Annotated in this window: 19 protein-coding genes and 2 pseudogenes; 8 read left to right on the top strand and 13 right to left on the bottom strand. The window is 72.4% G+C overall.

The window, feature by feature from the left end; translation table 11 throughout:
• Window positions 1-5: 5 nt before the first annotated feature.
• On the bottom strand, window positions 6-1436 hold the full coding sequence (locus RKD20_RS03910; protein ID WP_424876402.1) for a PP2C family protein-serine/threonine phosphatase: 1431 nt from the start codon (window positions 1434-1436) through the stop codon (window positions 6-8).
• Window positions 1437-1812: 376 nt separating this feature from the next.
• On the opposite strand from RKD20_RS03910, the pseudogene RKD20_RS03905 reads away from it, so the two are divergent.
• A pseudogene (locus tag RKD20_RS03905) lies at window positions 1813-2227 on the top strand (SsgA family sporulation/cell division regulator).
• A gap of 34 nt (window positions 2228-2261) precedes the next feature.
• On the opposite strand, the gene RKD20_RS03900 reads toward RKD20_RS03905, so the two are convergent.
• Window positions 2262-3359 carry a chemotaxis protein gene (locus tag RKD20_RS03900; protein WP_424876401.1) on the bottom strand — a complete coding sequence of 366 codons (1098 nt, stop codon included), beginning with the start codon at window positions 3357-3359 and terminating at the stop codon, window positions 2262-2264.
• A 45-nt stretch (window positions 3360-3404) separates the two neighbouring features.
• On the opposite strand from RKD20_RS03900, the gene RKD20_RS03895 reads away from it, so the two are divergent.
• Complete coding sequence (locus tag RKD20_RS03895; protein ID WP_424876400.1) at window positions 3405-3752, top strand: MarR family winged helix-turn-helix transcriptional regulator; 348 nt, start codon at window positions 3405-3407, stop codon at window positions 3750-3752.
• Window positions 3753-3770: 18 nt separating this feature from the next.
• Here the strand turns inward: RKD20_RS03895 and RKD20_RS03890 are convergent, their stop codons facing one another.
• From RKD20_RS03890 to RKD20_RS03870, 5 genes are all read right to left on the bottom strand, one after another.
• Window positions 3771-5357, bottom strand: coding sequence for an alpha/beta hydrolase (locus RKD20_RS03890; RefSeq protein WP_424876399.1), 1587 nt, complete (start codon window positions 5355-5357; stop codon window positions 3771-3773).
• Window positions 5358-5444: 87 nt separating this feature from the next.
• Window positions 5445-6182: a class I SAM-dependent methyltransferase gene (locus RKD20_RS03885; RefSeq protein WP_424883140.1), complete on the bottom strand. Its 738-nt coding sequence runs from the start codon at window positions 6180-6182 to the stop codon at window positions 5445-5447.
• A gap of 19 nt (window positions 6183-6201) precedes the next feature.
• Complete coding sequence (locus tag RKD20_RS03880; RefSeq protein WP_424883139.1) at window positions 6202-10488, bottom strand: aminotransferase class I/II-fold pyridoxal phosphate-dependent enzyme; 4287 nt, start codon at window positions 10486-10488, stop codon at window positions 6202-6204.
• 137 nt (window positions 10489-10625) lie between these two features.
• Window positions 10626-11105 carry a nucleoside deaminase gene (locus tag RKD20_RS03875; protein ID WP_424876398.1) on the bottom strand — a complete coding sequence of 160 codons (480 nt, stop codon included), beginning with the start codon at window positions 11103-11105 and terminating at the stop codon, window positions 10626-10628.
• A 9-nt stretch (window positions 11106-11114) separates the two neighbouring features.
• Window positions 11115-12320: an MFS transporter gene (locus RKD20_RS03870; RefSeq protein ID WP_424876397.1), complete on the bottom strand. Its 1206-nt coding sequence runs from the start codon at window positions 12318-12320 to the stop codon at window positions 11115-11117.
• A 58-nt stretch (window positions 12321-12378) separates the two neighbouring features.
• Here RKD20_RS03870 and RKD20_RS03865 point away from each other — a divergent pair, with 58 nt between their 5' ends.
• The 3 genes from RKD20_RS03865 to RKD20_RS03855 are packed head-to-tail and all read left to right on the top strand — an operon-like array spanning window position 12379 to window position 14551.
• Entirely contained in the window at window positions 12379-12756 is a 378-nt protein-coding gene (locus tag RKD20_RS03865; RefSeq protein ID WP_424876396.1) for a MerR family transcriptional regulator, read from the top strand.
• 41 nt (window positions 12757-12797) lie between these two features.
• Window positions 12798-13574: a GNAT family N-acetyltransferase gene (locus tag RKD20_RS03860; RefSeq protein ID WP_424876395.1), complete on the top strand. Its 777-nt coding sequence runs from the start codon at window positions 12798-12800 to the stop codon at window positions 13572-13574.
• 53 nt (window positions 13575-13627) lie between these two features.
• A complete protein-coding gene (locus RKD20_RS03855) occupies window positions 13628-14551 on the top strand; it encodes an NAD-dependent epimerase/dehydratase family protein (RefSeq protein WP_424876394.1) in 924 nt (307 codons plus the stop codon).
• Here the strand turns inward: RKD20_RS03855 and RKD20_RS03850 are convergent.
• Window positions 14552-15430: pseudogene (locus RKD20_RS03850) on the bottom strand (GNAT family N-acetyltransferase).
• 235 nt (window positions 15431-15665) lie between these two features.
• On the opposite strand from RKD20_RS03850, the gene RKD20_RS03845 reads away from it, so the two are divergent.
• Window positions 15666-17111 (top strand): hydrolase, encoded by a 1446-nt coding sequence (locus RKD20_RS03845; RefSeq protein ID WP_424876393.1) that lies wholly within the window; start codon window positions 15666-15668, stop codon window positions 17109-17111.
• On the opposite strand, the gene RKD20_RS03840 is transcribed toward RKD20_RS03845, so the two are convergent.
• The gene (locus tag RKD20_RS03840) at window positions 17104-17649 is read right to left on the bottom strand and encodes a hypothetical protein (RefSeq protein ID WP_424876392.1); all 546 of its coding nucleotides are present in this window, start codon (window positions 17647-17649) and stop codon (window positions 17104-17106) included. The two genes, RKD20_RS03845 and RKD20_RS03840, sit on opposite strands and share 8 nt — an antisense overlap.
• Window positions 17650-17692: 43 nt before the next feature.
• Window positions 17693-18205, bottom strand: a complete 513-nt coding sequence (locus RKD20_RS03835) for a GNAT family N-acetyltransferase (protein ID WP_424876391.1) — start codon at window positions 18203-18205, stop codon at window positions 17693-17695.
• Between the two features lie 30 nt (window positions 18206-18235).
• On the opposite strand from RKD20_RS03835, the gene RKD20_RS03830 reads away from it, so the two are divergent.
• Window positions 18236-18961, top strand: coding sequence for a phosphotransferase (locus RKD20_RS03830; RefSeq protein ID WP_424876390.1), 726 nt, complete (start codon window positions 18236-18238; stop codon window positions 18959-18961).
• Window positions 18962-19054: 93 nt separating this feature from the next.
• On the opposite strand, the gene RKD20_RS03825 is transcribed toward RKD20_RS03830, so the two are convergent.
• The gene (locus RKD20_RS03825; RefSeq protein ID WP_424876389.1) at window positions 19055-19495 is read right to left on the bottom strand and encodes an SPW repeat protein; all 441 of its coding nucleotides are present in this window, start codon (window positions 19493-19495) and stop codon (window positions 19055-19057) included.
• A gap of 177 nt (window positions 19496-19672) precedes the next feature.
• On the opposite strand from RKD20_RS03825, the gene RKD20_RS03820 reads away from it, so the two are divergent.
• Window positions 19673-20716: a MerR family transcriptional regulator gene (locus RKD20_RS03820; protein WP_424876388.1), complete on the top strand. Its 1044-nt coding sequence runs from the start codon at window positions 19673-19675 to the stop codon at window positions 20714-20716.
• A 2-nt stretch (window positions 20717-20718) separates the two neighbouring features.
• Here the strand turns inward: RKD20_RS03820 and RKD20_RS03815 are convergent, their stop codons facing one another.
• Together RKD20_RS03815 and RKD20_RS03810 are read right to left on the bottom strand one after the other, a co-directional pair.
• Window positions 20719-22092, bottom strand: a complete 1374-nt coding sequence (locus RKD20_RS03815) for a cryptochrome/photolyase family protein (RefSeq protein ID WP_424876387.1) — start codon at window positions 22090-22092, stop codon at window positions 20719-20721.
• Between the two features lie 36 nt (window positions 22093-22128).
• A complete protein-coding gene (locus RKD20_RS03810; protein ID WP_424876386.1) occupies window positions 22129-23655 on the bottom strand; it encodes an SDR family oxidoreductase in 1527 nt (508 codons plus the stop codon).
• Between the last annotated feature and the right edge of the window lie 25 nt (window positions 23656-23680).

Raw genomic sequence — 23680 nt, 5'->3', positions numbered from 1 at the left:
GGTTGTTATGACGTCACCTTGGCGATGAGCACGCAGGCGTGGTCCTCGCGCTCGGTCTCGCCGAACTCCTCCACGACCGTCCGCACACAGTCCTGCGCGGTGCGCGCCCCCTCGAACCGGGGGGCCAGGTCCAGGAGACGGTTCACGGCAGCCGCGTTGTCACGCCCGGGCACCAGCCCGTCGGTGTGCAGCAGGAGGAGGTCGCCCGGTTCGAGGGTCTCCTCGGCCTGCGCGTAGACGGCTCCGGAGGTCGCGCCGAGGAGCACGCCGTCGGGGGAGTGCAGTCGGCGCCCCGTCCCGCCCCGGAACAGCAGCGGGGCGGGGTGCCCGGCCTGCGCCCAGACGAGGGTGCGGGTCTTCGGCCGGTAGCGGCAGCAGACCGCGCTGCCGAGGGCCGGCTGCACGGTGGCGTCGAGCAACTGGTTGAGCAGGGACATCAGTTGGCCGGGCTGGGTGCCCGCCATCGCCATGCCGCGCACGGCGCCCAGGAGGGTCGCCATGCCGGAGGCCACGGCGACTCCGTGGCCGGTGAGGTCGCCGACGCTGAGGAGGGTCTCGCCGTCGGCCAGTTCGAGTGCGTCGTACCAGTCGCCGCCGATCAGGGCGCTCGACGACGACGGCAGACAGTGGGCGGCCAGGTCCAGGGTCTCGGCACCCTGGTGCGGGAGCCGCAGGGAGCCACGCCACGGCGGCAGCACGGCCTCCTGCAGTTCGACCGCGAGCCGGTGCTCGCTCTGGGCGCGCTGCCGGTGGCGTTGTAACGAGTCACGGGTCTCGCTCACCGCCCGTTCGCTGCGGCGCAGTTCGCTGACGTCCCGCAGCACGGCCCACATCGAGGCGGTGCTGCCGTCGGCGGCGAGCACGGGCTCGCCCATCATGTGGACGGTGCGCACCTCGCCGTCCGGGCGCACGACACGGAACTCGCCGTCGATGCGCTGGGCGTCGACCAGACAGTCCGTGACCATGACCGTCAGCTTCGGCTTGTCCTCGTCGAGGACCAGGGAAGGGAGCTCGTCGAGGGTGAGCGGGGGAGCGGTGCGGTCGCGGCCCAGGATCTCGTACAGCTCCCCCGACCAACTGGCCTCGTCCGTCAGCAGGTTCCACTCGGCGCTGCCGACCCGGCTGAGCAGCGAGCCGCGCCGGGGAGCGGGCGGCGCGGTTCGCGCGGCCGGGTCCGCCCCGGCTGCCGAGGGCACGGGCGGTGGGCCGTCCCGCAGTTGGGCCAAGTGTGCGTCCAGGTCGCTGAGTTGGTGCAGTGCGAGGTCGTACAGCGCGCGCTGCCAGCGCTCCTGGGGGTCCGCGTCGTCGCTGGGGGCGTCCCGTCGTACGGCGTCCACGTCACCCTTGAGCCGCCGCGTCTGCGATATGAGCGCGTCGACCGAGCCGCGTCCTGGCGGTTGGGCGGCGGGGCGGTCCGCGGAGAGGTGGGACGGCATGACGCACTCCGATGCGGGGACGGTTCGGCCAAGGCGGGACGGAGAGGGACCGTTACGACTGTGGCACAGGCCGCGACGCGCTGTAAGGGATTTGGCAACACACGATACGGTGGTGCTTCTGGCATATGCCACAGTCTTCGCAGAGTGGTCGTACCGGGCTTGCCGTCTACCCTGTTCGATCCCTCAAGTCGTAGGTGACGTACGTGACTTGGTGGGTCTCTTGGGTCGTCGGCCCCGTGTTCATTTATGTGTTCGACGGTCCTGTGTTCCAAGGAGTGTGGCACAGGCCGATCGGGGGGGACGAGTGTGATGCAGGTCACATAATTCACCCTCGTTCTGGCGTAATGCGAAGGGGGTCTGCGAGCTCCTTAAGAACATGGACACGACCTTCGAGCAGCCCGCCCCGCGCCCGCCTGATCACCGCGGAGAACCAGGAACTGCCCGTCCCCGCCACCCTGCGCTACCGCGCCACCGACCCGCTTGCGGTGTGCGTCGACTTTCCGTCCGAGGTCTCCCTGGACGGGCAGGGGGTGACCTGGACCTTCGCCCGTGCCTTGCTGGAGGAGGGGTTGCGCGGGCCGGCCGGCGGCGGGGACGTGCACATCTGGCCGTGCGGCCGGGACACCACGGTCGTGGAGTTCCACTCGCCGTACGGCCTCGCCCTCCTCCAGTTCCCCACACCCACCCTGCGCGGCTTCCTGCTGCGGACCTACCTGCTGGTCGGCGCCGGACAGGAGGACCTCGACGAGACCGTCGAGCGGGGGCTCAGCGCCCTGTTCGGGAGCGTATGAGCGGTGTACGGCGGCTCGGTGACCGCTCTCCCGCTCAGTACCGCAGTACCCCGGCGATCCCGTCGACGCCGCCCAGCGTGCCGTCCGGCACGAAGCGGACGTCGGCGCCGGTCTCCAGGCACTGTTCGACGATCTCGTCCACGATGTCCTCGCGGGCGTCGAGGTCGCCGCTCCCGGCCGGGACCAGATGGTCGCCGCCCTCGTCGCGGACGGTCACCCGGTAGTTCTCCTCGACGGCCAGCAGTCGTACCCGGCCTTCCCTGGCGCTCTGCCAGATCTCGTCGACGCCGGCCGCGAACGCCCGCCGTCCGCGCGCCGATTCGAGTTCGCGGGTCACCGCGTCGGTGCTCTTGCGGGCCTCCGCGGCGACCAGCGGGCCGACCGCCTGCCACACCGCGTCCGGGGTGCCGTGGGCGAGACCGCCGTGCGGGACGTGCACCGCGCCCTTGGTGACGCTGCCGACGTCGTCCAGCGCGGACAGCGCCGCGGTCTCGCCGGTGATGTACAGCGGCCGCGGTTCCTCACGCAGAAGCTTGGCCACCGCGGTGTCCGTGTCCCGCAGGAAGTGCCGGGTGTCCTCGTCCCGGAAGGTGCTCGGCATGTCGCCGATCCGCTCCAGGCGTTCGGCGTCGAAGTTCTGACGGGTCCTGGTCAGCGGGAAGCCGCCGCCGCGGTGCTCGGTGACCCGGTCGACGCCGCCGTTCCACAGGGTGGCGCGGTCGGCGGAGACCGACAGCACCCAGAACGGCCGCTCGGAGGCCTGTGCGGAGACGAGGTTGCGGGTCAGGAAGGTGTCCGACAGCACCACGCGCTCGGGAACGGGACGGGCCAGGGACCACACCTGGTGCTCGCCCGGCGCGGCGAAGATCACCAGTCCGTCCTCGGTGTGCGCCAGATCGATCTCGGCGAGGGCCTGGTCGAGCTGTCGGGCGACGTCGATGCGCCGCTCCCGGGGGACCGCCGGGTCGGTCTCCAGCTGCTTCTTGGCCTCGGCCACCACATTGCGCAGCCGGACCGGATCCTGGGCGTTCTCGGGTTCGCGGCGGTGGGTCGGCGTCAGCACGGACACCGCCGGATAGGTGCGCGGGCGGCGCAGTTCGGAGAGGGTCGCAGGGCTCAGTGCGTGCTCCATAACAGCACCATAGGGCCGATCGGCCGATCAGGCATTTGGGGCAACTTGATCGGTCATTCAGGGTATTTCATTGCTGACACCACGGCCCGGCTCGGCGCCCAGTTCGCCGTGCGCGACGAGCCGGGCATCACCCGGCAGCGGCTCGCCCGCACGCTCGGACTGCGCGAGCCGGCGGTGACCGGACCGGTCGGACGGCTCACCGCGGCGGGCCTCGTCACCAAGAGCACCCACCCGCGTGAACACCGGGCCGTCGTACTGGAGTTGACCGACTCCGGAACCGAGGCCCTGCGGGAGGTCGACCGTTTCGACGCGGACCTGCGCGAGGTGCTGGGCGAGGACGGCTTCACCGGCGCGGCGACGGCGATGCACCGGCTCGCGTACTGGGAGTCCTAGGGCGGCCCAGGGGGTGCCTCACTCGTCGCGTTCGGCCCCGCACGAGCTGCCGTTCGGCGGCAGGCTGCCGTACAGCAGGAAGTCGTCGACCTTGCGGTGCACGCACTTGGAGGAGCCGTAACCGGTGTGGCCCTCGCCCTTGTTGTCGAGGACGACGGCCGAGTCGCCGAGGCGCTGCGCGGTCTCCACGGTCCAGCGGTACGGCGTCGCCGGATCGCCCCGGGTGCCGACGAGCAGGATCTTCGAGGTGGGGACGTCGCGCACCTTCTCGCGGATGAAGTCGGTGCCCTTCGGACGGCCGTAGCACATGAGGTACTCGGTGAGCCGGTAGCGGCCGAAGACCGGGGACGCCTGTTCGTAGGCGGCCCGCAGCCGGGTCAGGTCCGCGGTGATCCGGTCGGCGCCGGGGCGGTCGGGATCGTCCGCGCAGTTGACCGCCATCAGCGCCGCCGGAAGGTTGTCGAGCGGCACGTCCTCCGCGTCCACGAGGGGGGCGTGCGTCGGGTCGTCGGAGAGCGGGCGCGCGCGGGTGAGGAAGCCGGAGCCGCCGCCCGCGAAGCTGAGGACCCCCGCCGTGTCACCGTCCTCCACGAGCTCGGCGAGCGCCCGCTCCAGCGAGGGCCACAGAGCCTCACTGTAGAGGGCCTGGCCGATGGCGCCCACGAGGTCCTGTCCGGTGAAGTCGGGGCCGAATCCCGTGGGCACCGGGTCCTCGTCCAGCGACGTCACGAGTCGTAGGACCTGCTCCCGGGCGCCGCGCGCGTCGGTGCCGAACGGACAGGCGACGTCCTTCACGCACCAGTCGACGAAGTCCTCCAGCGCCGTCTGCTGCCCGGCCGCTCCCGCCACGCCCTGCACGGACAGCGGCTCGGTGAGGGTGTCCACACCGTCCAGCACCAGCCGGCCCACCTTCTTCGGGAACTGGGTCGCGTACACCGCCCCGAGCCGGCTCCCGTAGGAGAAGCCGAGGTAGTTGAGCTTCTTGTCGCCGAGGGCCTGGCGCATGACGTCCAGGTCGCGGGAGGCGTTCACCGTGCCGATGTGCCGGAGCACGGGCCCGGAGTGCTTGGCGCACTCGGCGGCCGCCTCCCGCAGCCTTCCGAGCACGGCCTGCGGATTCTGGGCGACGGCCGTCGCGTCGTCGGTGGCCGCCAGTGCCGCGTCGGTGCCGGCGCCGCAGCTGACCGGCGAGGACCGGCCCACTCCGCGCGGGTCGAACGACACCACGTCGTACTCGTCCGTCAGGCCCATGAAGTCGTCGCCGTAGGCCGCGAGCGCGGGCACTCCCGCGCCGCCCGGGCCGCCGAAGTTGATCAGCACCGAACCGCGCTTGTGCTTGGCCGTGGACCGGTAGCGGGCGAGTGCCAGGTCGAGGCTGCCCGCGCGGGGCTTCGCGTAGTCGAGGGGAACAGTGACCTTTCCGCACTGCAGATCCTTCGGTGTCTCCATGCCCACGCACTTCGACCACTTGATCTTCTGGCCGTAGAAGCGCGACAGGTCAGGTCCTGAGCCGTCCGCGGCCACGGCCGGCAGCCCGGCGCCGAGCAGGGCCAGCCCGACGGCTCCGGACACAGCGCATCGTCGCCTCGTCACCTTGGCGAGCATCCATGCCTCCAAGGACGCCCATCGGCGCCCTCCGATCACGATAAGCGTCCCTCCGACAGCCCGCCTCCGGACGAGTGGGACGCCCGCTCACCCCCGTCCGTCCGCCGTCACCGCCGTGAGCAGCACCATCCCGGAGTCTCCGTAGTCCGGCAGCGTCGGATCGGTGTCGACGCGGGTGACGGACAGCTCCTGGGTGAGGGGTGCGAACACGTCCGTGACGATCGCCGGGCTCACGGGACAGCCCGGCCAGCGCGAGGTCGGCCCGATGCGGTAGGTCGGCATGTTCTCCATGAACGCGGCCAGCAGGTACCCGCCCGGCACCACACAGCGGGCGAAGGCCCGGCAGAAGTCGGCGAACTCGGCCCGGTCCTCCGTGGCCCCCTCGGCGACGAAGTGCATGGACGCCAGCTCGTAGCCGCCCGGCTCCAGGTCCCGGACGTCCGCGTGGATGACGTGCACCTGCGCCAGCGACCCGGCGAGGGTCCTCGGCAGGTCGGGGTTGAGGCGCCGGCACAGGGCGTGGAACGGCAGCCAGCTCGCGTCCGGCCCGCAGACGATCTGCCGGTGCAGATAGGCCACATTGCCCGCGCCGGCCTCGACGGCGTCCACCCGGCGGCTCGCCGCGGAGGCCAGGATGAGCGGGTAGAGATTGGGCCCGGCACCGAACTCCACCGAGCGGGCGACCCCGCCCGGGGCCAGACGCCGGTAGAACGCGGAGTGGTGGGCGATCACTTCGGCGTCCGCGGGGTGCAACTCCCGGTAGTTCTCGGCGAGATAGTCGGCGACCGGCCAACGGTCCCAGTCCACGTCGTCGTTGTGCGTCATCGTCACCGTATCCACCTCCTCAGTCCCTCGGCTGCAGCCGGAAGCGCTCCGCCAGCCCGGTCAGGGTGGCGTTGAGCCGGTCGATGTCCTCGTCGGAGTTGAGGGCCGTGATCTGCGCCCGGAAACCGACCCGGTCACGGGCCACGAGCGGGTGGGCGGCGAGGGTCACGTAGATGCCCTCCTGCCACAGGAAAGCGGCCACCGCGTCGAGGTCGGACGGATCGGCCAGGGGGATCTCCACGATGGGCAGCCGGTCGGTGTTGAGAGTCCTCACGCCGAGGTCCGCGAGATGGTCGAGCACCCGCACGGTCTTGCGGTACAGGTCGGCTCGCAGCAGGTCTCCTCGCCTGTCGTTGACCTCCAGTCCGGCCAGTGCGGTGGCCAGCGACGCCGTGGGCGAGGGACCGGAGTACAGATAGGGGGCCGCCGTCGTCTTGAGACGGTTCTTGAGGTCGGTGGGCAGCGCGAGGAACGCCAGCAGCGACGAGTACGCCTTGGAGAAGCCGCCGGCCAGCACGATCCCGTCGTACGACTCGCCGGTGTGCCGCACCACGCCGTTGCCGCGCATACCGTACGGACAGGGCTCGGCGGGCGCGCGTTCCCCGATCACCCCGAAACCGTGCGCGTCGTCGACGTACAGCGTCGCATCCTGCTCGCGGCACAGCGCGGCCAGCACCGGCAGGTCGGGGATGTTGCCGGTCATGCTGTTCACGCCGTCCATGCAGACGAGCCGGGTCGTGCGCGCGGGCACCGAGGAGAGCAGCGCGTCCAGTTCCTCGGGCCGTTCGGCGTGGAAGCGGTGCAGGGTGGCGCCCTGCCCGCGGGCGACCACGCAGCCGTCGTACACCGTCCGGTGCGCGCTCGCCTCGACGAAGATGTGACCGCCCTCGGCGAGGATCGGGATCACCGAGGCGTGGATGAGGGTCAGGGTCGGCAGCAGCAGGGTGTCGGGGGCGCCCAGCAGCTCGGCGAGGCGTTCCTCCAGCGCGGGATACAGCCGCGGACTGCCCAGCAGCCGTGACCAGCTGGGGTGGGTGCCCCACCGGCGCACTTCGGGATCGATGCGGGCGGCGATCTCCGGGTCCCAGTCGAAGCCGAGGTAGTTGCAGGAGGCGAAGTCGGTCAGCCAGTGGCCGCGGCTGCGGATGCGGCGGCCGCGCACCTCGTCGATGACCGCGTCGCTCATCGGACTGGTGCGCCGCAGGTGTTCGAGGTCCGCCGAGCGTTTCTCGGCGGTGGCCGACCGAGCGGAAGGGCGGGCCGGGCGGCCGTTCGTGCCGGCGGAACCCGGTGTGAAGCGCCCGCCGTCCTGCCGCAGCACCCGCTCGCCCTGCTCCACTGTCATCGGCCGGGCGAACAGGAAGCCCTGCCCGAACCGGCACCCCATCGCGGCCAGCATGTCCCGCTGCGCCGGAGCCTCGATGCCCTCCGCGATCACCTGCAGCCCGAGCGTGTCGGCGATGCGGACGATGCCCTCGACGAGGGCGACCTGCCGGGCGTCGCGCGTGATGTCGTCGATGTACGTCTTGTCGATCTTCAGTACGTCGACGGGGAAGTCCCGCAGATAGCGCAGCGAGGAGAACCCCGTGCCGAAGTCGTCGACCGCGATGTGCACCCCCAGCTCCTTGAGGGTCTCCAGCACCGCCTGGATCTGGGCGTCCCGGCGCAGCAGCACCGTCTCCGTCAGCTCCAGCTGAAGCGACCCCGGGGCGAGCCCGGGGGTCTGCAGTGCCCGGCCGACCTGGTCCACGAACCCGGCGTCGCGGAACTGGCGCGCGGACACGTTGACACTCACGTACGGCGGAGCCGCCGGCCCGGGCACCTGTTGCAGGCCCGCGACGTCGCCGACCGCGTTCTCCAGCACCCACGCGCCCAACGGGGCGATGTGCCCGGTCTCCTCGGCCAGGCTGATGAACTGCTCGGGCGCGACGGGCTGGTGCGGGGCCTGCGGCCAGCGCACCAGCGCCTCGAAGCCGACCAACTCGCCCGCGTCGATGTCCACGACGGGCTGGTAGCGCAGGGTGAACTCCTGCGCGGCGACCGCCCGGGCGAGCCTGCTCTGCAGATCGTGCCGCTCGACCATGCGGGCGTGCAGCGTCGGCTGGAAGCGCCGCCACTGGCGTTTGCCCGCCGCCTTGGCCGCGTACAGCGCGAGGTCGGCGTGACCGAGCAGTTCCTCGGCGTCGGTGCTGTCGCGGGCCGTGGCCACGCCCACGCTGGCCGAGACGGAGACCGTCTCGTCGCCGAGCACGAACGGTCTGGTGAGCGTCTGCACCACCTGTGCCGCCAGCAGTTCTGCGTCGAGCGGCTCCCGGGCGTCCTCCATCAGTACGGCGAACTCGTCGCCGCCGAGCCGGGCCGCGGTGTCGGTGCGCCGGAGGGTGTGGGTCAGCCGGTTGCCGACGTCGAGCAGGAGGTGGTCGCCCGCCGAGTGCCCCATGGTGTCGTTGACTTCCTTGAAGTCGTCCAGGTCGATGAAGAGCAGACAGGTCAGGGACGACTCGCGGCGGCCGCGCAGCAGGGCGCGTTCGATCCGCTCCAGGAGCAGCGTCCGGTTGGGCAGACCGGTCAGCGCGTCGTGGAAGGCGCGCTGCGTCAGCTCGTGCTCCAGCCTGCGCTGCTCGGTCACGTCGCGCAGGGTGACCACCAGGCCGGCCACGGTCCGCTCGTCCCGGAAGTCGCTGCAGCGCACCTCCACCTCCACCCGCCCGGTCCGGTGCCGCACCCACCAGTGGTCGTGGGAGACACGCGGCCCGTGGTCGCGGACGGCGGTCAGCTCACGGGCGGCCCGTTGCCGGTCCCGGGGATCGACCAGGCCCGGCAGCGACGCGCCGATGAGGTCCCCGGTACCGAACAGGGCGGCGGCGGAGGGACTGGCGTACCGGACGGTGTCGTCGTCCTCGACGATCAGGATGACATCGGAGGTGTTGCGCACCAGGGTGCGGAAGTAGGCCTCGTTCTCCCGGCGGATCACCTCCTGGCGCAGCAGGACCCGTTCCATGGCGAGCCCGGCGTGGGAGGCGAGGATCTCCAGGGAGCCGCGTGTCTCGGCGAGCAGACCCGGAGGGCCGGCGACCAGCAGGACGCCGGGATCCTGGGTGGCGGAGCGGTCGGGCGAGGTCATGGGGCACACCTGGACGGCCGGCAGTCCCTCCAGTCGCGCCGCGATGTCGGGGCCGAGGTCCGCGGGGGCCACTCGGCGGGCCTCGCGGGGCCGCAGGCGCGCGGCCTGCTCGGCCGACAGCAGCAGGGTCCGGTGGGGGACCGCCGGCCCCAGGAACATGCCGACGGCCGCCTCGCAGCTGCGTACCACGTCCTGCCGCCCGAACGCGGACACCAGCGATCCGGCCGCCCGGCGCAGGGCCAGTTCACGGGCCACGGCGCCCCGGTGGGCCACGACCATGCCCGCCAGCCGCAGGATGACCAGCAGGAACAGCACGGCCGAGAAGGCGCCGATCACCGCCGCGTGGTGGTCCCGGTGGCTGATCGCCCCGTACAGCAGCATTCCCGGGGCGATCAGGGTGACCGCCGCCAGCGTCACGAGCCGGTGGGGCGGCGGAAGAGGGGCCCGCTTCTGCGGTACGGCGGCGGTGAGCGCGGCCATCGAGGGGTGCAGCGCGGCCAGGCCCCAGGCCGTGTAGAAGACGATCCACCCGGAGTCCAGCAGGGTGCCGGCCTGCCACACGGAGTTGAGCTGGAGGATGCCGTAGGCGATGTCGAACCCGAGCAGGGTCACCGTGCCGACCACCAGCAGCTGGACCGACCGGTTGTTGCCGTCGACCGGGTTCGGGGTCAGCAACCGGGCCAGCAGGGCCAGGACCAGCACGTCACCGAGGGGGTAGGCGATGCTGATGACCCGCTGCTGCCAGGTCAGGCCCTCCACCTCGGCGAGCGGCTGGGCCAGGTACACCCACACCGGCAGGGCGAGCCCAGCGGTGAAGATCAGCGCGTCGAGCAGGCTGGGCAGGTCGTTGGCCGCCCAGCGGTAGCGGATGAGACCGTACAGGCCGGTCGCGAAGAGCGGGTACGTGGCGAGGTAGAAGGCGTCGGCGGGGGAGGGGAAGGGGTTGGAGGCGGCGAAGTACTCCTCCATGACGTTGTAGTACGTGTCGCCCGTGATGAAGGTGAGCAGGCCGGCCGCCAGTGCCCACCAGGGCCAGCGGTGGGCGGGCCGGTACAGCCGGATGCCGACGAGCACGGCGCAGACGCCGGTGAGTCCGATGACGGCCCACACCGGTGTGCGCGCGCCGGGAACCGTCATGTAGACGACAGTTGCGACGGCGACCAAGGTGACGTGGACGGCCATCGGACGACGTGCGGACTGCACGGGCAAGCGCCTCCCCCCACTGGCCGTTGGAGGAGTCCGGGGCCCCGACCAGGTCCCGGGATCCTTTTCGATCGTAGGCACCGGGGACTGGTTGCTGCATCCCGGGAGATCGGGAGTCAGCGCCGGTGGAACCGATGGTGCAACTGTCGTACACGCTCCGTGAACTCGGGCACCGGGCCCTCCACGACCACACCGGGCGCGACCTCGTTGACCGGCAGGGTCCGCACCGGTGGCGCCGGCACGCCCAACTGGCTCAGCCAATCGGCCAGTTGCTCGGACGAGGCGACGTACACGATGCGTCCGAGGCCCACCCAGGCGTGCGCGGCGGCGCACATCGGGCAGTGCTCTCCGGACGTGTACACGGTGGCCGTGGCCCGCTCCTCGGGGGTCAGGTGCGCCGCCGCCCAGCGGGCCAGTTCGAACTCGGGATGCCGGGTGCGGTCACCGGAGGCCACGCGGTTGTGGTCCTCGGCGAGGATCTCGCCCCCGGCGCTCACCAGGACCGAGCCGAACGGTTCGTCCCCGGCCTCCAGCGCCTCGACCGCCAGTTCGACGCAGCGGCGCAGATACGACAGTTCCGTGTCCTTCACGACCATGCCATGAGCCTAGGAGCATCCCCGCCTCGGCGGAAACGCGTTTCGCCTGCCGAGGCCGACCACCCCGAGGGCCATCACGACCAGCGGAAGCGCCGTCCACGGCAGGGCGCCCGCACCCAGGTCCGCCAGCACCACCCCGCCGGTCAGCGAACCCGTCGCGATCCCGGCGTTGTACACCGTGGTCTGCAACGACGTGGCCGCGTCCGCCCGCTCCGGGCCCGAGGCGTCGACCAGCGCCGTCTGGATCAGCGTCGGCGCGCCCCCGAAGGCGACGCCCCACACGGCGACCGCGGCCGGCAGGACGCCCGGCACCCCGGCGGCCAGCCCCAGCACCGGCATCACGGCCGCGCACAACCCCAGCGCGCCGAGCAGCGCCGACCGCGGGTGCCGGTCCACCAGCATCCCGGTGGCCCCGATCCCCATCACCGTGGAAGCTCCGAACACCAGCAGGACCACTCCGGTACGGCCGAAGCCGGCCTGCGCCGCGAACGGCGCGACATACGTGTACATCGTCTGGTGCCCCACCAGCAGGAACAGCGTGACGCACAGGACGGCGGGGACGCCCGGCAGCGCGGCGACCCGGACGAGCGGCACACGCGCGTGCGACGCCTCGCCCGGCACACCGGGCACCCGCCACCGCACCCAGCCCACCAACAGCACAGCGAGCCCGGCCAGCAGCCCGAACGCCGTGCGCCAGCCCACCGCCCCGGCCAGCGCCGTACCGGCCGGGACGCCCAGGGACAGGGCGAGGGTGATCCCGGCGAGCACGATCGCGATCGCCCGGCCGCGCCGCGCGGCCGGCACCATCCGGGCCGCGTACCCGGCGAGCATCGCCCAGAGGATCCCGCCCATGCACCCGGCCACCACCCGCGCGGCGAACGTCAGGGGGTACGACGAGGACAGCGCCACCACCGCGTTGCTCACCGCGAAGCCGAGCAGAGCGCCGATGAGCACCGGCCGGCGCGGCAGCCCGCGCAGCAGCGCCGTGAGCGGGACGGCGGCGGCGAAGGACGCGGCCGCGTACCCGGTGACGAGGAAACCGATCCGGGCCTCGGAGACGCCCAGGGACGGGGCCATGCGGGGCAGCAGGCCCGCGGGCAGCAGCTCCGTCAGCACAGCGGTGAAGGCGGCCGTCGACAGGGCGAGGAGCCCGGACCACGGCAGCGGGGCGGACGCGGACAGGGCCGTGCCCTGGGCCGGGGAGAGGATGGACATGCGACCATGCTCGGACCTTCACATCAGTGTGAAGGCAAGGGCGAGCCGGGAGCGCGTCATGAGAATCGGTGAACTGTCCCGCCGTACCGGAGTCCCCACCAGGCTGCTGCGCTACTACGAGGAGCAGGACCTGCTCCACCCCGAGCGGGCCGACAACGGCTACCGCGCCTACGGCGAGGCGGCGGTCCGGGACGTCCAGCAGATCCGCGGCCTGCTGGACTCCGGCCTGACCACGGAGATGATCCGCACGATCCTGCCGTACCTGTCGGCGCCGGAGGAGATCCTGCTGCCGTCCGAGCACCTGACCCCGGAGACGGCCGCCCTCCTGGAGGCCCACGTCGACCGCATCCAGGCCCGGATCGACTGCCTGGCCCGCAACCGCGACCGGCTCAGCGGCTACCTGGCGGCGGTGCGCGCGGAGGCCGGGCGGCCGTAAACGGCATTGCCGCCGAGACCTCCGGATGATGAAGTGAGCCTATGGATCATGTCGCGGTACTCGCCCTCTTCGACCGGAACATGCGCGAAGGCGCCCAGCCGGACGGTCCCGGTGCCCGTGTCGAGCGGGTCGGCAGGGTGGTCCGCCAGGTCGCCGCCGAGCACGGCTGGAACGGCGTCGTCTGGTCCGACCTGGACGAGGCGAGCGCCGACCGGGCGATCGCCGAGCAGATCGCGTACTACAAAGGGCTCGGCCGCGAGTTCGAGTGGAAGCTGTACGGGCACGACCTGCCCGTCGACCTGGGAGAGCGGCTGCGGGCCGCCGGGTTCACCCCCGAGCCCGAGGAGACGCTGATGATCGCCGAGGTTGCCGACCTCACCCTGGACGTCGAGCCGCCCGAGGGAATCCGGTTCCTGCCGGTCACCGACCAGGCCGGCGTCCACCTCGTGGCGGATGTGCACGAGAAGGCCTTCGGCACCGACAGCACCCGGCTGCGGCACCAGCTGCTCGCCCGGCTGCGGGACGAGCCCGACACCGTGGTCGCGGTCGTCGCGCTCGCCGGGGACGAGCCGGTCAGCGCGGCCCGCATGGAGCTTGTGCCCGGCACCCGCTTCGCCGGCCTGTGGGGCGGCGGCACCGTCGAGGGCTGGCGCGGCCGGGGCATCTACCGCGCACTGGTCGCCCACCGCGCCCGCGCCGCCGTGGAGCGGGGGTACCGGTACCTCCAGGTCGACGCGCTGGCCACGAGCCGCCCGATCCTGGAACGCCTCGGGTTCGAGCCGCTGTCGATCACGCAGCCGCACGTGTACCACCCGTAGAGCTCAGTGGGCCGGGATGTCACATCCGGGTCCGCCCGATCCGTCCCACCGGTATGACGACGAACCAGCACCAGAGCATCCTCCTCGCCGGCGCGAGCGGTGTCCTCGGCCGCCACATCGCCAGGGCCCTGACCGACGCGGGGCACAAGGTCACCGGACTGGGCCGGGGTGAGGGCAACGGCGTGCGTGCCGACCTCATGGACCGCGACGCCCTGCTGCGGGCCGTGGACGGACAGCACTTCGACACGGTCGTCCACGCGGCGACCGCCCTGCGCAAGCCGCCCGTGCGCCACCGCGACATGTACGCCACCGACGCCCTGCGCACGGAGGGCACCGCCCACCTGATCGAGGCGGCCCGGGCCACCGGAGCACGCCGTCTCGTCACCGAGTCGATGGTCTTCGGATACGGCTACGGCGACTTCGGCGACCGACCGATCACGGAGGACGACGAGTTCGGCCCGCGCGGCTCCGACCCGGAACTGGAGCGGCATTTGGCGGGCATGCGGACCAAGGAGCAACTCACCTTCGGGACACCCGGGTTGGAAGGCGTCGCGCTCCGGTTCGGCCTCTTCTACGGCCCCGGCGGCACCGACGCCCTGCTGCCTCTGCTGCGCAAGCGGCAGCTGCCCGCCCCCGCGGACCACGGCCGGGTCCTGCCCTGGGTGGAACTCACGGACGCGGCCCGCGCGGTGGCCGCCGCGGTCGAGCACGGGCGCGCCGGACAGGCGTACAACATCGCGGACCCCACCCCGATGGGCTTCCGTGCCCATCTGCTGTGCGTGGCCGCGGAGTTCGGGCTGCCGAAGCCGCTGTCCGTGCCCCTGTGGCTGACCAGGCCGATGGCGTACGCGCACACGATGTTCTCGTCGAGCATGCGGGTGTCGGCGCGGAAAGCCGAGCGGGAACTGGGCTGGACGCCCGTGCACCCCTCCGGCCGTGAGGGTCTGGCCGCGCTGCGGGCCGCGACGACCCGTTGATCACAGGTCGAGCTGGTACTCCACGGACTTGTGCGTCGGCACGTATCCGAGGGAGTCGTTGACGGCCGGCATCGGCTTGTTGCTGTCCGCGGTGTCGGTGCGAGCCCGGCCAGTCCCGGGTGCCGTTCGAGGGCGTGGCGGACGGCCGCGGCCATCATCCAGCGGGCGAGGCCACGCCCGCGGTGTTCGGGCAGCACCGCGGTGCCGTAGTGCCGGCCGTCGCCGACCCGTCGCCCGGCACGACCAGTTCGGAGAAGCCGACCACGCTGCCGTTCGCCGCGTCCACCACGGCGACGGTGTGCAGCTGTTCACCGCGTCGCGCGACGGCCTCAGCGGCCGCGACCACCCGCTCCACGTCCCAGACGACCCTGCCGAAGTCCGTGCCCTCCATCGGCATGTCGTCCATCGCCCGGCGCGAGTGGGCGAACGACTGCGCCAGCGCGTCCGGCACCGTGCCCTCCCGCTCGGTCAACCGGTAGCCGGGGTGCGGCCGTTCGAGGAGCGCGTCGATCGCGGCACGATCGACGTCGGCCAGCGGGAGCAGGGTGTACGTGAGCGCCAGGACCTGCCGGAAACCCCGGCCGCCAGGAACAGATCGGCGGGGGAGCCCTGTTCCGCCTGGGCGATCACGGACCGCCGCCGCTCCGTCCTCGCCGCGTCCACGGCGGCCTCCAGAAGCCGGGTTCCGACGCCCCGCCGCCGCTCGGCGCCGTGCACCGCGAGCCGCAGTTCGGCGAGGTGCTCCTGCCCCTCCTTCGTGCACAGCCGCAGGAAGGCGGACCCGAGCGGGACGCCTTCGTCGCCCGAGGCCAGCCAGGCGAGACGGCGGCCGGCGGCGGCAGGCCGGGGATCGGCGAGGGGGATGATGTCGAAGGGCAAGTGCGTCTCCGTCACGGAGGGAGGGTCGGCGGGCGCATGAAGCCTGAGTCGAGCCCCGGTGTCCGCAACGGGATTAAACCCTGGGTCAACACCGGGTCAATCCTCGTCGCGCGAGCCGGATCGGTTCTGTTCAGCCATCTGAATGTCATGTACCGTTCAAAAATATCGCGTTGTCTATGCGCGTAGTTCCCGTCCCCGCATCACCCTTCCCCAACTCCTCACGGAGGTATGCCGGATGCTCGGGCTCACCCTTCCCCGTCACAGACTCGGCGCCGTCCTCGCCGGACTCGGTCTCGTCGCCGCAGGCGTCGTCGTGCAGGCCACCGCCACCCCCGCCGCCGCTGCCACCCCGCACCGGATCCTCTTCGACAACGCCCACGCCGAGACGGCGGGCAACGCGGACTGGATCATCTCCACCAGCCAGCCCGACCCGCTGGGCCAGGACTCCTCGCCCTCCGCCGAGACCGACTGGACCGGTGCCCTCTCCTCCTGGGGTGTCGCCCTCCAGAAAACCGGCGGCTACAGCCTCAAGACCTCGACGAGCGCACTCACCTACGGCGGCTCCTCCGGCACCGACCTGTCGAACTTCGACACCCTGGTCCTGCCCGAGCCCAACACGCTCTTCACGGCCGCCGAGAAAACGGCGATCATGACTTTCGTGAAGAACGGCGGCGGCCTCTTCATGATCTCCGACCACACCGGAGCCGACCGCAACAACGACGGCGAGGACGCGGTCGAGATCCTCAACGACCTGATGACCAACAACAGCGTGGACTCCACCGACCCGTTCGGGTTCTCCATCGACTCGCTGAGCATCAGCTCCGACTACCCCTCGGCCGTCAGCGACAGCAGCAACGCCGTCCTGCACGGCTCCTTCGGCACCGTCACCAAGAGCCTCATCGCCAGCGGCACCACGGCCACCCTCAAGCCCGCCGACAACGCGAACGTCAAGGGCCTGCTCTACCGCACCGGTTACTCGGGCAACACCGGAGCGTTCTTCGCCACCAGCACCTTCGGCAGCGGGCGCGTCGCCTTCTGGGGCGACAGCTCACCCATCGACGACGGCACCGGCCAGTCCGGCAACACCCTCTACGACGGCTGGAACGACTCGGGCGCCACCAACGCGGCCCTCGCCCTCAACGCCACGGAATGGCTGTCCGGAGCGAGCGGCAGCGGCGGCGGGGGCGGTGGCGGCGGCGGTTCCACCTGCACGTCGGCGCAGCTCCTCGGCAACAGCGGCTTCGAGTCGGGCAGTTCGACCTGGACCGCGAGCAGCGGCGTGATCACGAATTCCAGCGGCGAGTCCGCCCGCACCGGCTCCTGGTTCGCCTGGCTCGACGGCTACGGCTCCGCGCGCACGGACACCCTGTCCCAGTCGGTGACCGTCCCGTCCGCGTGCACCACGGCCACGCTCAGCTTCTACCTGCACGTCGACACCGCCGAGACCACCACCAGCACCGCCTACGACACCCTCAAGGTGCAGGTGCTCAACAGCTCGGGCACGGTACTGAGCACCCTCGCCACGTACTCGAACCTCAACGCGGCCTCCGGCTACACCCAGCGCAGCTTCAACCTGGCGGGCTACGCCGGCCAGACCGTCACCCTCAAGTTCACCGGCACGGAGGGCTCCACGCTCCAGACGTCGTTCGTCGTCGACGACACGGCACTGAACGTCAGCTGATCCGGGCCGGGACCCACCCGGTGGCGGCCGTCACCTCGGCCGCGATGTCGATCACCGTGCGCCCGTCGGTCACCACGCGCAGCGTGCCGGCGGGCGCACGCTCGTCCAGCATCCGCGCCTTGCGGGCGCCGCTCCGCAGTTCCTGCTCCAGCTCGGAGCCCAGCTCCCGCCCGGTCAGCCGCCGTTCGGCCGTCGCGTCGGTCGCGGTGAGCAGGACCCGTACGATCCGGACACCGTCCCCCATCGCCCGCCGGAACATGCCCGTCGACTCCTCCAGCACGCTCACGGTGTTCACGTAGACGAGGCGCCGGTAGCCGAGTTCGGCGTAGTTGCCCCACACCGCGGTCAGGTTGCGCTCGCCGATGGCGGCCCGGTGGGGGTCACCCTCGGGCGCCGGATGGACCTGCCCCATGAAGTCCCCGTCGATCACGGCATGGGCGACCCGAGCGGCCCGCAGTCGCGCCGAGACCTCCCAGCCGACGGTCGTCTTGCCGACCCCGGCGCGTCCCCCGACCAGCAGTACCTCCGCGTGATCCATACGACGAGAGTGGCACGCCGAGTCCCCGCCGTGCCGTCGAGTTTCAGGCGCGCCGCCGCCAGGTGCGCAGGACCGCCTCGCGGCCTCGCGACTCCCTCCTGACCGGTGGCTCGTCCGTGAGCTCGAACGCGCAGGACCGGGCGACCGCCTCGCCGGCCGCGTTGGCGGCGTCGATGCGCAGCAGCACCCGGCGCGGTCGGATCTCCCGGACCGCGTACTCGGCGGCCAGCCGCACCGCCCGTCCGGCCAGCTCCACGTCCCGTTCGTCCGAACCGCTGCGGAACAGCAGGACCTCACCCCGGGGAAGGATCCCGTCGGTGGTGACGGCCAACTGGACCCTCCGCCCCTCGGCCTGCCCCTCCCGCGCCCCGGCCAGGTACGCACGCGCCGCGCCCAGGTCGAACGGCGAGGCCACCGGGGTCCACCGGGCCATCTCGGGATCGTCGTAGAGCGCGACCAGGTCGGCGAGGTCGGCGTGGGACCACTCGCGCAGCCGGACGCCGTAGCCTTCGAGGCGCACCGGTGGGACGAGGGTGAGGGTTCGGTTCGGGTCCATGGGGCGATCCTGCCCCGGGGAGGCGGTCGGATGGAGGAGTCGGCGCTCGACGGCGGCGCGGTCAGCGACGTCGTCCGGGTCGGAGGGACTGTGCGGCGCAACCCGTCCGAACGGTCTGGATTCGTGCGGGAGTTGCTCGATCTGTTCGAGAGCGCGGGCTGGCGGGGCGCGCCGCGGTTCCTCGGCGTCGACGCACTCGGCCGGGAGGCCTTCGGCCACATCGAGGGGCGGGCCGCCGTGACCCCGCGCGAGCGGGCCGCGGCCCGGACCGACGAGGCCCTCACGGAGGTTGCCCGTCTCGTCCGCGCCTTCCACGACCTGACGCACGGCACCGCGCTCGCCGGGGACCGGGACGTCGTCTGCCACAACGACCTCGCGCCGAAGAACACCGTGTACGCGGCGTGGCGGCCCGTCGCGTTCATCGACTGGGACCTGGCCGCTCCGGGCGAGCGGATGCACGACCTCGCCCATGTGTGCTGGCAGTACCTCGACCTGGGGCCGGGTGTCGCGGACGTACGGGAGGCCGCTCGCCGCATGCGGCTGATCTGCGATGCCTACGGCGTCGACGAGCGGGACGGGTTGCTGGACACGGTGCTGTGGTGGCAGGGCCGCTGTTGGAGGGGGATCGAGGCCGGCGCGCTACGGGGGGAGCGTGCCATGATCGGGCTGCGCGAGCGGGGGGCGGTGGACGAGGTGCGGGCCGCGGAGAGGTGGGTCGCGGGGCACCGGCGCGAACTCGGGGCGTTCCTGAGGTGACGGGGTGGCTCCTGATGGGGAGGGCCGGTCCACGTCCGGTGGACCGGCTCTGCTGACTCCAGGTGTCTGACGCCGTCTCCTGTGCCGAGTCCTCTACGGCCTGGGGGCGCTCTTCGCCGCCGTGACGGTGCACATCAGCCCCAGGATCAGCGCGAGGGCGCCGATGATGATGTTGTTCAGCGCCACACCGGCGTCGGGGCTCTCGCCGACGACCCAGGGAGCGATGATCATCCAGATGCCGACCGCGCAGAAGGCCCAGCTGAGGCCGTACATGCGTTCAGGGGTCTGGGTGAATCCAAGGGCCAGCAGGCCGATCGCTATGCCCACGATGAGGTTGTGGGTCACGAGGGCGGGCTGGCTCGTCGTGTAGTGAAGTATCCAGGGGGACACAGCGCAGTACAGACCGAGCAGGAACACCGGTCCGTCCACGAGTGCCACATCGCGACCGCCGAGCATGCGGGCGTAGCGTTCCCGCATTTCCGGAGCGTCGGGGTGGCTGGTGATGTCCCCTCTGGTGTGCGAGACGTCGGCCATGACTTGTCTCCTTCGACTTGCCGGCCTAACCGCTCTGGTGCGGTGTGCGGTAAGCGCCGCCTGCGTACATTCTGCGCTTATTTTCCCTTTATGTGTAGAGGTGAGGGGGCCCGTCCCAGCCAGGAACCGGCGGCAAGGCCATCAACTCGCATCGGTTCTGCGTCGTATAGTCGCTCCATGAGTGACATGCCGGACGGTGAGGGGCCGCAGGCCCGGCCGGGACCGGCCGCCCCGGACACCGCGACGCGTCTCACCACCGGTGCCCTGGCCCGCCGCCTGGGGGTCTCGCCCACCACCCTGCGCTCCTGGGACCGCCGCTACGGCATCGGCCCCGCCGTCCGCACCGACGGCAGGCACCGCCGCTGGACCCCGCAGGACGTGGCCGTGCTGGAGTCGATGTGCCGGCTCACCTCCACCGGTGTGCCGCCCGCCGAGGCGGCCCGCGCGGCCAAGGAGTCCGCGGCGACGGGACCGGGCGGCGCCCGGGTCCCGCCGAGGGTTCCGGAACCCGCGACCCGCGCACGGTCCCGGGCGGCCGGCACGCTCCCCCTGGGCGATGTGCGCCAGGAGTGCCGTGGTCTCGCCCGCGCCGCCGTACGCCTGGACGCGCCCGCCGTGGAGGCGCAGTTGGCCGCGGCGGTCGAGACCCACGGCCTGGCCGTCGCCTGGCAGGAGGTGATGGTGCCCACGCTGCACGCGGTCGGCCGCAAGTGGGCCTCGTCCGGGGACCGTTACATCGAGGTCGAGCACCTGCTGTCCTGGCACATGTCCACCGCGCTGCGCCGCTGCACCAGCCCACCGGCCCGGCGGGGCGACGCGCTCGGCGCCGGGCCGGTCCTGCTGGCCTGCGTCCCCGGCGAGCAGCACACGCTGGCGCTGGAGGCGCTCAACGCCGGCCTGGGCGAACTGGGCCTGCCCACCAGGATGTTCGGGGCCGCCGTACCCGTGGAGGCGCTCACCGCCGCGGTGGACCGGCTCGGCCCGGCGGCCGTCGTCCTGTGGGCGCAGTCCCGCTCCACGGCGAGCCTGCCGCTGGCCCGGCACATCGCCGGTGCCCAGTGGGGGGTGAAGGGCGCCCGTAGGAGGCCCGTGGTGATGCTGGGCGGGTCCGGCTGGATCGGCCGCTCCGGCCAGGGGATGCTGCGGCCGACGTCCTTCCAGGACGCCCTGGACACCCTGGCCGGTCTGTACGCGGCCGGAGCGCCCTCGGCACCCGCCTGACCTCAGTCGCGGCCACGCGCCCGCTTGAAACGGGCGAGCCCCTCGGGCAGTTCGACGATGGGATCCGGATAGTCCAGCGCTGCCCGGTCCAGTCCCGGCAGCTTCCATGGCTCGTGCACCGCCGGGCCCTCCAGCGCGGCCAGTTCGGGCACCCAGCGGCGGACGTACGTGCCGTCGGGGTCGTACCGCTTGGCCTGGGTGACCGGGTTGAGGACCCGGTTGGGGCGGGTGTCGGTGCCGGTGCCCGCCATCCACTGCCAGTTGAGCTGGTTGTTGGCGAGGTCCCCGTCGACCAGCAGGTCCAGGAAGTGCCGGGCACCGATCCGCCAGTCCACGTACAGCGTCTTGGCGAGGAAGCTCGCGGTCAGCAGGCGGCCGCGGTTGTGCATCCAGCCCTCGTGGCGCAGCTGGCGCATCGCCGCGTCGACGATCGGGTAGCCGGTGCGGCCCTCCTTCCATGCCTCGATGTCGTCGCCCGCGGTCCGCTCCGAGCGCCAACGGTCGTGCTGGGTGCGGTAGTCGGCGGCGGCAGCGGCAGGGCGGGCCGCGAGCACCTGCCGGTGGAAGTCGCGCCAGGCGAGCTGCCGTACGAAGGCCTCGGCGCCCGGGCCGACCGCCCGGCGTGCCCGGTGGACGAGTTCGACGGGGGAGAGGGTGCCGAAGTGGAGGTGCGGGGAGAGCCGGGAGGTCGCGTCGCCGGCCAGGTCGTCGTGGCGGTCCTCGTACGCGGCCAGGCCGCCCCGGAGCCAGGCGGCGAGCCGCTTGCGGGCCTCCGTCTCGCCGCCGGCGGCGAGACCTTCCGAGAGTCCGGACAGATCGTCGCGGGAGGGCAGCGGCTCGGATCCGACGCCGTCCGGGACCGTTACGGCCCGCGGCGCCCCGAGCGGGTCCCGCAGCCGCTCCTGGGACCAGCGCCGGAAGTACGGCGTGAAGACGGCGAAGTGGTCCGAGCCGGCCGGGACCACCACGCCCGGGGCGACGGCCGTGGTCACCGTGTCGTGGACGTGCAGCCGGACGCCCTCCGCCTCCAGGGCGCGGCGCAGCCGCTCCTCCCGCCGGTGGGCGTGGGCGCTGACGTCGGACGTCATGTGCACCTCGTCGGCGTCCGCCTCGGCGGCGACCTTGCGCACCTGGTCGACGAGGTCGCCGAAGCGCAGGACCAGCCGGCCGCCCCGCTCGCGCAGACCGTCGTCGAGGTCGCGCAGACAGTCGGCGAGGAACGCCAGCCGGTTGGGGGCGGCGAAGCCCGCGGCGTCCACGGCCCGGTCCCGCACGAACAGCGGGACGACCTGCTCGGTGCCGTCGAGGGCCGCGGTCAGCGGCGGGTGGTCGTGCAGGCGCAGGTCGCAGGTGAACAGGACGACCGAGATGCTCATGGTGCGTACTCCGGGGTGCGGTGAGGAGCCGGGAGGTCAGTGGACGGGGGCGTGCTCGGGCCGGCGGGCCGCCGGACCCGCCGCGGCGCGGGCGATGTTGCGGGCCATGCCGCCGAAGACGATCGCGTGGAAGGGCGACACGCTCCACCAGTAGGCCTGGCCGAGCAGACCGTGCGGATGGAACAGGGCGCGCTGCCGGTAGCGGGTGCGGCCGTCCTCGTCGGTGACCACTCCCATCTCCAGCCACGCCAGGCCGGGCAGCCGCATCTCCGCCCGCAGCCGCAGCAGCCGGCCCGGCTCGATCGCCACCACCCGCCAGAAGTCCAGCGAGTCGCCGACCCGCAGCCGTGCCGCGTCCCGGCGCCCCCGGCGCAGCCCGACCCCGCCCACCAGCCGGTCCAGCCACCCTCGCACCGCCCACGCGAGCGGGAAGGAGTACCAGCCGTTCTCCCCGCCGATGCCCTCGACGACCCGCCACAGCGCCTGAGGCGAGGCGTCCACGGGGAGCTCCCGGTGGTCGCCGTAGAGACTTCCCCCGGCCCAGCCGGGGTCGGTGGGCAGCGGATCGCTGGGGGCGCCCGGCACCGACGCCGACGACCACCGGGTGGTGACCCGCGCCTCCCGCACCCGCTGCAGAGCCAGTCGTACGGCCTCGTCGAAGCCGATCGGACGGGTGGGCGGGCCGGGGAGGCGGCCGGCGATGTCGTTCTCCCGGCAGACCACCTCGTGCCGCAGCGACTCGGTGAGCGGCCGGGCGATCGAGGCGGGCACCGGCGTCACCAGGCCCACCCAGTGGCTGGAGAGCCCGGGGGTGAGCACCGGCACCGGCACGATGACCCGGCGCGGCAGCCCGGCGACCGCCGCGTACCTGAGCATCATCTGCCGGTACGTGAGCACCTCCGGGCCGCCGATGTCGAAGGCCCGGTTGACGTCCGGCGGCATGCCGGCGCTGCCGACGAGGGCGCGGAGCACGTCGCGGACCGCCACCGGCTGGACGCGGGTGTGCACCCAGCTCGGGGTGACCATCACGGGAAGGCGTTCGGTCAGGTAGCGCAGCATCTCGAAGGAGGCGGAACCCGAGCCGATGACGACGGCCGCCCGCAGGACCGTGGTCGGGACCCCCGAGTCGAGCAGGATGCGGGCCACCTCCGCGCGCGAACGCAGATGCGGCGAGAGCTCGTCCTCGGGCACGCCCGCCGGGATGAGGCCGCTGAGGTGCACGATCCGCCGCACACCCGCCTTCCGGGCCTGCTCGGCGAAGATCCGCGCAGCCGTGCGGTCGGTCTCCTCGAAGCCCTTGCCGGAGCTCATCGCGTGCACCAGGTAGTACGCCACGTCCACCCCGTCCAGGGCCCGGGCGACGGACGCGGCGTCGGTCACGTCACCCGCCACCACCTCGGCACGGCCGGCCCAGGGATGGTCGCGCAGCCGGTCGGGGGAGCGGGCCAGACACCGCACGCGGTGACCCGCGGCGAGCAGCTCGGGAACCAGACGCCCGCCGATGTATCCCGTCGCACCGGTCACCAGACAACGCGGTCCCGCGCGCGTGCCGTCGTGGTCCATCGCGTCCCTGCCCTTCCTGTCGCCC

It is taken from the genome of Streptomyces sp. SLBN-8D4, from assembly GCF_049739545.1.
Taxonomy (GTDB): Bacteria; Actinomycetota; Actinomycetes; order Streptomycetales; family Streptomycetaceae; genus Streptomyces; species Streptomyces canus_C.
Note: the sequence above shows the minus strand (reverse complement) of the source record. Positions and strands in the feature narration are given on the sequence as shown.

Coding starts and splice junctions, on each gene's coding strand:
- RKD20_RS03910 (WP_424876402.1), bottom strand. CDS start 1,436: ATGCCGTCCCACCTCTCCGCGGACCGCCCCGCCGCCCAACCGCCAGGA.
- RKD20_RS03900 (WP_424876401.1), bottom strand. CDS start 3,359: ATGGAGCACGCACTGAGCCCTGCGACCCTCTCCGAACTGCGCCGCCCG.
- RKD20_RS03890 (WP_424876399.1), bottom strand. CDS start 5,357: ATGCTCGCCAAGGTGACGAGGCGACGATGCGCTGTGTCCGGAGCCGTC.
- RKD20_RS03885 (WP_424883140.1), bottom strand. CDS start 6,182: ATGACGCACAACGACGACGTGGACTGGGACCGTTGGCCGGTCGCCGAC.
- RKD20_RS03880 (WP_424883139.1), bottom strand. CDS start 10,488: ATGGCCGTCCACGTCACCTTGGTCGCCGTCGCAACTGTCGTCTACATG.
- RKD20_RS03875 (WP_424876398.1), bottom strand. CDS start 11,105: ATGGTCGTGAAGGACACGGAACTGTCGTATCTGCGCCGCTGCGTCGAA.
- RKD20_RS03870 (WP_424876397.1), bottom strand. CDS start 12,320: ATGTCCATCCTCTCCCCGGCCCAGGGCACGGCCCTGTCCGCGTCCGCC.
- RKD20_RS03865 (WP_424876396.1), top strand. CDS start 12,379: ATGAGAATCGGTGAACTGTCCCGCCGTACCGGAGTCCCCACCAGGCTG.
- RKD20_RS03860 (WP_424876395.1), top strand. CDS start 12,798: ATGGATCATGTCGCGGTACTCGCCCTCTTCGACCGGAACATGCGCGAA.
- RKD20_RS03855 (WP_424876394.1), top strand. CDS start 13,628: ATGACGACGAACCAGCACCAGAGCATCCTCCTCGCCGGCGCGAGCGGT.
- RKD20_RS03845 (WP_424876393.1), top strand. CDS start 15,666: ATGCTCGGGCTCACCCTTCCCCGTCACAGACTCGGCGCCGTCCTCGCC.
- RKD20_RS03840 (WP_424876392.1), bottom strand. CDS start 17,649: ATGGATCACGCGGAGGTACTGCTGGTCGGGGGACGCGCCGGGGTCGGC.
- RKD20_RS03835 (WP_424876391.1), bottom strand. CDS start 18,205: ATGGACCCGAACCGAACCCTCACCCTCGTCCCACCGGTGCGCCTCGAA.
- RKD20_RS03830 (WP_424876390.1), top strand. CDS start 18,236: ATGGAGGAGTCGGCGCTCGACGGCGGCGCGGTCAGCGACGTCGTCCGG.
- RKD20_RS03825 (WP_424876389.1), bottom strand. CDS start 19,495: ATGGCCGACGTCTCGCACACCAGAGGGGACATCACCAGCCACCCCGAC.
- RKD20_RS03820 (WP_424876388.1), top strand. CDS start 19,673: ATGAGTGACATGCCGGACGGTGAGGGGCCGCAGGCCCGGCCGGGACCG.
- RKD20_RS03815 (WP_424876387.1), bottom strand. CDS start 22,092: ATGAGCATCTCGGTCGTCCTGTTCACCTGCGACCTGCGCCTGCACGAC.
- RKD20_RS03810 (WP_424876386.1), bottom strand. CDS start 23,655: ATGGACCACGACGGCACGCGCGCGGGACCGCGTTGTCTGGTGACCGGT.